The following is a 6,354-nucleotide window of genomic DNA, read 5'->3' as shown; positions in this document are numbered from 1 at the left end:
AGCGCCCGCGCCGGGCGCCGGCGGCTCCCGGGGGGGGGGGGGGGGCGCCCCGGGGGGGGGGCGCGCCGCGGGGGGGGGCCCCCCCCCCCCCACGTAGGTGACGCTTCGGCCGACGTAGGTGACGCTTCGGCCGACGGGGGTGACGCCTCGGCTTCAGACGGCGCGCTGGGTGGCGGCGGTGGCGAGGGCGCGGAGGACTTCGGCGGCATTCGCGTCGAGGACGCCCGACGCCTTGGCGTCGTCGAGGGCGGTGAGACCCTGGCCGGCGAGCTCGGTGATGGTCTTCTCGACCTGCTGCTCGGCGCCGGAGAAGGTGATGAGCGCGCGGAGCGCCGCGACCTGGTCCGCGTTGAGCGGTTGGCCGAGGGCCTGGTCCAACAGATCGGCGTCCTCGGGGGTCGACCCGGCCAGGGCGAGGGCCACCAGGACGGTGCGCTTGCCCTCGACCAGGTCGTCGCCCGCGGGTTTGCCGGTCACCGACGGGTCGCCGAAGACGCCGAGCAGGTCGTCGCGGAGCTGGAACGCCTCGCCGACGGGGAGGCCGTAGCCCGAGAGCGCCTCGATCTGCTCCGGGGAGGCTCCGGCCAGGGCGGCGCCGACGTGGAGCGGGCGCTCGACGGAGTACTTGGCCGCCTTGTAGCGCACCACCTTCATCGCGGCCTCGACGTCCGCGGCGCCGCGCGCCTGGACGGTGATGTCGAGGAACTGCCCGGCGATGACCTCGCTGCGGGTGTGGTCGAAGACCGACAGCGCGGCGGCGGTCTCGGGTGCCCCGAACCCAGCGGTACGCAGCAGCTCATCGGCCCACGTCAGCAGCAGGTCCCCGAGGAGCACCGCAGCGGCATCGCCGTAGGCACGGGACCGGCCCGGCCAGCCCGCGGCGGCGTGGTCGGCCTCGAACGCGCGATGGGCGGCCGGCGCTCCGCGGCGGGTGTCGGAGTCGTCGATCACGTCGTCGTGGACGAGCGCCGAGGCCTGGAGCAGCTCGAGCGCGGCGGCCGCCCGCACGAGCGACTCCTTTTCTCCCGGCGAGGGTGCGGGGCGGACCGCGTGGAAACCCCAGTAGCAGAACGCCGCGCGCAGCCGCTTGCCGCCGGACATCGACTCCCGAGCCCGGCGCAGCAGCGGCTCGACCTCGTCGCCGAGCGGAACCAGCCGCTCGGACTGGGTCTCGAGAAAGGTGTCCAGCGCCCCCTGGACGCGACGGCGGAATTCATCGGCGTCCCACGTTTCATTCACTCTCCGAGCCTAGGGCACTCACTACGATGGCCCGATGGTGACTGGACGTGGACGCTCCCTCGCGGAGCTGATCAACGAAGGCGAGCGCTCCTTCTCCTTCGAGTTCTTCCCGCCGAAGGACGAGGCCGGCGAGGAGCAGCTGTGGAACGCGGTGCGGGCACTCGAGCCCTACCGCCCCACCTTCGTGAGCGTCACCTACGGTGCCGGCGGCTCGACCCGTGACAAGACGGTCGCCATCACCGGCCGGATCGCCGCGGAGACCGAGCTGCTGCCGGTCGCCCACCTGACCTGCGTCGGTCACACCCGCGACGAGGTCGCCGGGATCCTGGACTCCTACGCGGCGAAGGGAGTCGCGCACGTGATGGCGCTGCGCGGCGACCCCGCCGAGGGGCCGCGCGCCGAGTGGACCCCGACCGTGGGCGGCCTCGACTACGCGATCGACGTGGTGAAGCTGGCCCGCGAGCGCGGCGACTTCCGCATCGGCGTCGCCGCCTTCCCGGAGGGCCACCCGAGCGCGGAGTCGCTCGAGGCCGACGCCGACGTGCTGGTCGCCAAGGCGAGGGCCGGTGCCGAGTTCGCGGTCACCCAGATGTTCTTCCGGGCGGCCGACTACTTCGGACTCGTCGACCGCGTCCGCGCCCGTGGCGTCGACATCCCGATCCTGCCGGGGATCATGCCGATCCTGAACCTCGCCGCCATCCGGCGCCAGAGCGAGCTGATCGGCGCCGAGGTCCCCGAGGAGATCGTCGAGCGCCTCGGTGCTGCCGGCCCCGAGGCGGCCGACATCCGTGCCGAAGGCATCGCCGTGGCCGCCGAGCTGTGCCAAGAGCTCCTCGACGGCGGCGCTCCCGGGTTGCACTTCTACACGCTCAACCGCTCCAAGGCGACGCTGGAGATCTTCGCCAAGCTCAACGTGACGGTCTAACGAGCGGGCCCGATCGACTGCGCGACCAGCGCTGAGGAAAGACCGGCGTACGGCAGCCCGGAGCCGGGGGTGGCGTGGGCGCCGGCGGCGTAGACGTTGGGGATGGGGGTGCGCGGCCCGAGGCGCTGGAACACCGTCCCGCGGCCCGCCCACTTCACGCCCAGCGGTGACCCGCGCCAGCGGCGTACGAGCTCGGCGGCGCCCAGGTCGACGCGGTGCACGACGTGCTCGCGCAGGTCGATCTTGTGGCGCGCCAGCGCCAGCAGGACATCCTCCATCAGCTTGCCGTAGGAGTGGATCGTCCAGGCGTGCTGTCCTTCGGGGGCGAGCCCGCGGGTGCGTACGACCAGGGTGGGCTCGCCGTGGAGCACCAGTTCGTCGGGAAGATCGACCAGATGCTCGGGCAGCGAGGAGAGCCCGAGGTGGAACGTCATCGGCGGGATCGCCGGCAGCGTGCGGTCCACCAGCGGCCGCAGGGCCGGCAGCGAGCGCGGGTCGAAGGCGACCACGACCGCTCCGTCGGGGCCGAGATCGATCTCGCCGGAGGTGGTGCCGACCGCGACCGCCCGCCCGTCGCGTACGACGATGTCCTCCACCCGGGTCGCGGTCTGCACCGAGACCCGGCGGGTGGTCATCCGGGCGGCGAGCACCTCCGCGACCACCCCCATCCCGCCCTCGACCCGCCAGGCACCGAAGCGCTGCTCGAGATAGGCGGTGAGCCCCGCCCAGGCAGGTACGTCACGCAGCTCCTGCCCCGCCGCGACGAACGGGTGCGCCGCGACCAGCCGGAGCCGCTCGTCCTTGAAGGTCTTGCGCAGCCGCTTGTGGAGGGTCTCGCGCGACCGGAACCGCTCCGCGACGGCCGAGGGCAGCGCCGAGGGCTCCCACGGGACCTCGAAGTAGTGCTGGCGCAGCACCTCCCAGTCCTCGCTGAACCTGGCGACGTAGTCGGTCCACCGCTGGCCCATCCCCGGGCCCAACTCGTCGAAGGCCGCCAGCTGGGCGCCACGGGTGCCACCGGGCACCGCGACCGAGGTCTTGTCGGCGAACCGGTGCTCGCGCACGACGTCCATCGGCACCAGCTCGAGCTCACGCTCCGCGGGACGCCCGGACTTGCGGAACAGGTCGCGCATCACCGCGGGCAGCAGCGTCGAGGTCGCCGAGGCGTCCCAGGTGAACCCCTCCTCACGCACCGGCACCAGGGCGCCGCCGAGCTCACCGGAGGCCTCGAGCAGGGTCACCGAGTGGCCGAGCTTGGCCAGCCTGGCGGCGCTGGCCATCCCGGCGTACCCGCCCCCGAGGACGACGACGCTCGTCACTGGACGGGGTAGGGCTTGGTGGTGCCGTCGGAGGGTCCCGGCGGCGGCGGCGGAGCGCCCCGTCTTCCGCGCCGGGTCAGCTTGCGCCAGCCCCCACGAACGGCGCGGAGGAGGAGATACATCAGCACCAGACCGGCCGCCAGCAGGACCGCGGCGATGCCGGCGGCAGCCAACGGATGCTCGGTCGCGAACCAGACCACGCCGAGGACGAGGCCGTCCTCGGCCAGGCTGACCACCGAGTTGGAGACCGGCTCGGGGGAGGAGTTGACCGCCAGCCGCTCGCTCGCCTTGACCAGGTGGGACATCAGCGCCGAGGTGCCGCCCACGACACCGCCGACGGCGGCGCTGAGCGAGTCGGCCTCACCGGCGAGCAGAACGCCGATCACCGCGCCGATCGTGGGCCGGATCACCGTGGAGATCGAGTCCCAGGTGGAGTCGACGTAGGGCACCTTGTCGGCGACGAACTCGATCACGAACATCGCCCCCGCTGCCGCCAGCACCGGCCAGGTGCCGAGCACATCGGGGATCTCCTCGGCCCCGGTCGTGCGCTGCACGATGCCGAGCACCAGCACGACCAGATAGGCGTTGATGCCACTGGCCCACCCGCTGGAGAAGGTCAGCGCTAGAGATTCCATGGGGACATCTTGGCGTACGACACCGACAGTTTGGGCCCGGCCCGAGACCGAGCGCACGCGATCGGTATTTACCTCCCTTGTGCCCCGTGCGGCAGAATGGGCTGATCAACGCAGAGTTCCCCCACGTCGCAAGGAGACCGGATGACCATGACGACACCCGACGAGAACGAAGGTGTGGTCGTGAACGAGGACCTGGAGACCACCGTCGAGGTGGCAGCCCTCGCTGCTGAGCCCGTGCCGCGGGAGATGACGTGGGCGGTTCGGCTGATCGTCGGTCTGATCGCGTTCAGCGCCGTCGTGGTCGTGGTGATGGTGCTGCGTTCCGATGACCTGGTGCGCGCGTGGGCGGAGGGCAACGCCTCGGCCAAGCGCATCTTGGAGACCGAGGGGCTCGAGGCCCTCATCAACCCACCCAACGACAACCGGGTCAGCGCGCCGGCGTTCATCGCCCCCGCGATCACCCTGTTCGGCGTGATGGCCATCATGCTCGGCGTGCTCACGGTCTTCCTCCGCAACGGCTTCGAGTGGGCCCGCATCGTGATCACGTTCCTGGTCTTCATCTCCGCGGTCGCCAGCGTCGGTGGCATCCTGACCGGCCCGCCGGTGATCATCAGCGTTCTGACCGCGATCGCGATCGTCATCGCCGCGGGGCTGCTGGTGGTCATGTGGCTGCCGGCCAACAGCCGCTACATCCACCCGCCGCACCTCATCCGCGGCGCCGTCGCCGACGACTGAGCGACCCCGGCAGGGCTCGACACGCCCCGTCACCGAAACGTCTTGTGACTGTCGGTGGCGGGGTGTAGTTTGATCACGTGTTCGAACAGATGTTCGAACAACCAGGCTCTGGCGGGCGTCGTCCTCGACCCCCGACGCCCGTCGGAGCCGTCCACTGCGGGGTCGACCGTGAGCGAGAAGGACGACCCGATGCATCTGCTGCCGGCCACGACGCACAGCTACCTCTTCCGAGCCACCGAGACCCTCGCGGAGGCGATCGTGGCCGACGACGTGCCGAGCAGGTACGCCATCGCTCATGTCGCCGCCCTCCAGGCCGCCGCGGCGCTGATCGCCGCCCGCACCGACCCCGTCGAGGCCGCGAGCCGCGCCGGGCGCCGTCGTCCGTGGAACGCCTGGGTCCGGCTCAAGAAGGTCGCGCCGGAGCTCTCCGAATGGGCCGACTACTTCGCCGCCGGCGCCGCCAAGCGTGCCGCCGCGGAGGCCGGCTCCATTCGGGCGGTCACCGCGGAGGAGGCCGATGAGCAGGTGCGGGACGCCGACCGGTTCCTCGCCGTCGTCGAGCAGTCGCTCGGGCTGATGGCCCACACCACTCAGGCCACCCGGCTGCGGCACGACCGCCTCGTGGGCTGATTCAGGTGTGGCGTACGCAGGGTGGGAAGCAGGGCCTACGCTTGGCCTCATGTCAGCTGGCTCCGCTTCCACCAGTCGCCGGGCAGGCGCCCGGACCGTCGCCGTCTGGGACGCGCTCGACCCGGTCCTGGCCTCCGGCCCGCGCGACGTCCTCGACATCGGCGGCGGCACCGGCACCTCAGCCGTACGCATCGCCGCGCTCGGCCACCGGGTCACCGTCGTCGACCCCAGCCCCGACGCGCTGGCCGCGCTCGACCGCCGGGCCCGCGAGGCCGGTGTCTCCGTCGACGCGCGCCAGGGTGACCTGTCCGCACTCTCCGACGTCGCCGACCCCAGCGGCGCCGACGTGGTGCTCTGTCACGGCGTCCTCGAGGTCGTTCCCGACCCCGCTGCGGCACTGGCGGGGATCCGCGAGGTCCTCCGTCCCGGCGGCACGCTCAGCCTGCTGGTCGCCCAGCGCACCGCCGCGGTCCTCTCCCGTGCCCTGGCAGGCCACTTCGCGCAGGCCGCAGAGCTCCTCGACGACACCGCTCCGCAGGGACGCTCCGGCCGCCGCTTCGCCCTCGACGAGGTCACCGGGCTGCTGGGCGTGGCCGGTTTCGAGGTCACCGACGTTCGTGGCGTACGTGTCTTCGTGGATCACGTTCCTGGGTCGCTGCTCGATGTCGACCCGGCGGCTACCTCGGCGCTGGTCGAGCTTGAGCAGCGGGCTTCTACTCGGGCCGACTATCTGCCGTTGGCTTCGCAGCTGCATTTGCTCGCTTCGCTTCGCTGACGGCTCGCTTCGCTTCGCCGGGCGGCGCCGACGCGGCGCAAAGGTCCCACCTCCGCTAGCGCTCCGGCGGGACATTTGCGCCGAGTCAGCGCTGGT

7 protein-coding genes are annotated in these 6,354 nt (G+C 72.1%); 4 read left to right on the top strand and 3 right to left on the bottom strand.

Annotated elements, in window-relative coordinates:
• Positions 1-153: 153 nt before the first annotated feature.
• A complete protein-coding gene (locus tag ACIRON_RS04105) occupies positions 154-1,239 on the bottom strand; it encodes a polyprenyl synthetase family protein (RefSeq protein WP_402989305.1) in 1,086 nt (361 codons plus the stop codon).
• Between the two features lie 34 nt (positions 1,240-1,273).
• Between ACIRON_RS04105 and metF the strand changes: the two genes are divergently transcribed.
• Positions 1,274-2,164 carry a methylenetetrahydrofolate reductase [NAD(P)H] gene (gene metF / locus ACIRON_RS04100; RefSeq protein ID WP_402989302.1) on the top strand — a complete coding sequence of 297 codons (891 nt, stop codon included), beginning with the start codon at positions 1,274-1,276 and terminating at the stop codon, positions 2,162-2,164.
• Here metF and ACIRON_RS04095 read toward each other — a convergent pair.
• Both ACIRON_RS04095 and ACIRON_RS04090 read right to left on the bottom strand, forming a co-directional pair.
• Entirely contained in the window at positions 2,161-3,573 is a 1,413-nt protein-coding gene (locus tag ACIRON_RS04095; protein WP_402989945.1) for a phytoene desaturase family protein, read from the bottom strand. The two genes, metF and ACIRON_RS04095, sit on opposite strands and share 4 nt — an antisense overlap.
• Positions 3,480-4,118, bottom strand: coding sequence for a DUF4126 domain-containing protein (locus tag ACIRON_RS04090; RefSeq protein ID WP_402989299.1), 639 nt, complete (start codon positions 4,116-4,118; stop codon positions 3,480-3,482). Before ACIRON_RS04090 ends, ACIRON_RS04095 begins: the two co-directional genes overlap by 94 nt.
• A 141-nt stretch (positions 4,119-4,259) precedes the next feature.
• Between ACIRON_RS04090 and ACIRON_RS04085 the strand changes: the two genes are divergently transcribed.
• The 3 genes from ACIRON_RS04085 to ACIRON_RS04075 all read left to right on the top strand — a co-directional run bounded on the left by ACIRON_RS04085 (position 4,260) and on the right by ACIRON_RS04075 (position 6,258).
• Positions 4,260-4,853 (top strand): hypothetical protein, encoded by a 594-nt coding sequence (locus ACIRON_RS04085; RefSeq protein WP_402989296.1) that lies wholly within the window; start codon positions 4,260-4,262, stop codon positions 4,851-4,853.
• A gap of 168 nt (positions 4,854-5,021) precedes the next feature.
• Positions 5,022-5,483, top strand: coding sequence for an SAV_6107 family HEPN domain-containing protein (locus tag ACIRON_RS04080; protein ID WP_402989293.1), 462 nt, complete (start codon positions 5,022-5,024; stop codon positions 5,481-5,483).
• A gap of 49 nt (positions 5,484-5,532) precedes the next feature.
• Positions 5,533-6,258: a methyltransferase domain-containing protein gene (locus ACIRON_RS04075; RefSeq protein ID WP_402989291.1), complete on the top strand. Its 726-nt coding sequence runs from the start codon at positions 5,533-5,535 to the stop codon at positions 6,256-6,258.
• The last annotated feature ends 96 nt before the right edge of the window (positions 6,259-6,354 follow it).

The sequence above is a fragment of the Nocardioides sp. NPDC101246 genome (genome assembly GCF_044767415.1).
In the GTDB taxonomy this organism is placed as follows: Bacteria; Actinomycetota; Actinomycetes; order Propionibacteriales; family Nocardioidaceae; genus Nocardioides.
This window is presented reverse-complemented; position numbering and strand designations above follow the sequence as displayed.

Bases quoted from the DNA above. Each gene is read 5' to 3' on its own strand.
- ACIRON_RS04085 (WP_402989296.1), top strand. From the start codon at position 4,260: ATGACCATGACGACACCCGACGAGAACGAAGGTGTGGTCGTGAACGAG.
- ACIRON_RS04090 (WP_402989299.1), bottom strand. From the start codon at position 4,118: ATGGAATCTCTAGCGCTGACCTTCTCCAGCGGGTGGGCCAGTGGCATC.
- ACIRON_RS04075 (WP_402989291.1), top strand. From the start codon at position 5,533: ATGTCAGCTGGCTCCGCTTCCACCAGTCGCCGGGCAGGCGCCCGGACC.
- metF (WP_402989302.1), top strand. From the start codon at position 1,274: ATGGTGACTGGACGTGGACGCTCCCTCGCGGAGCTGATCAACGAAGGC.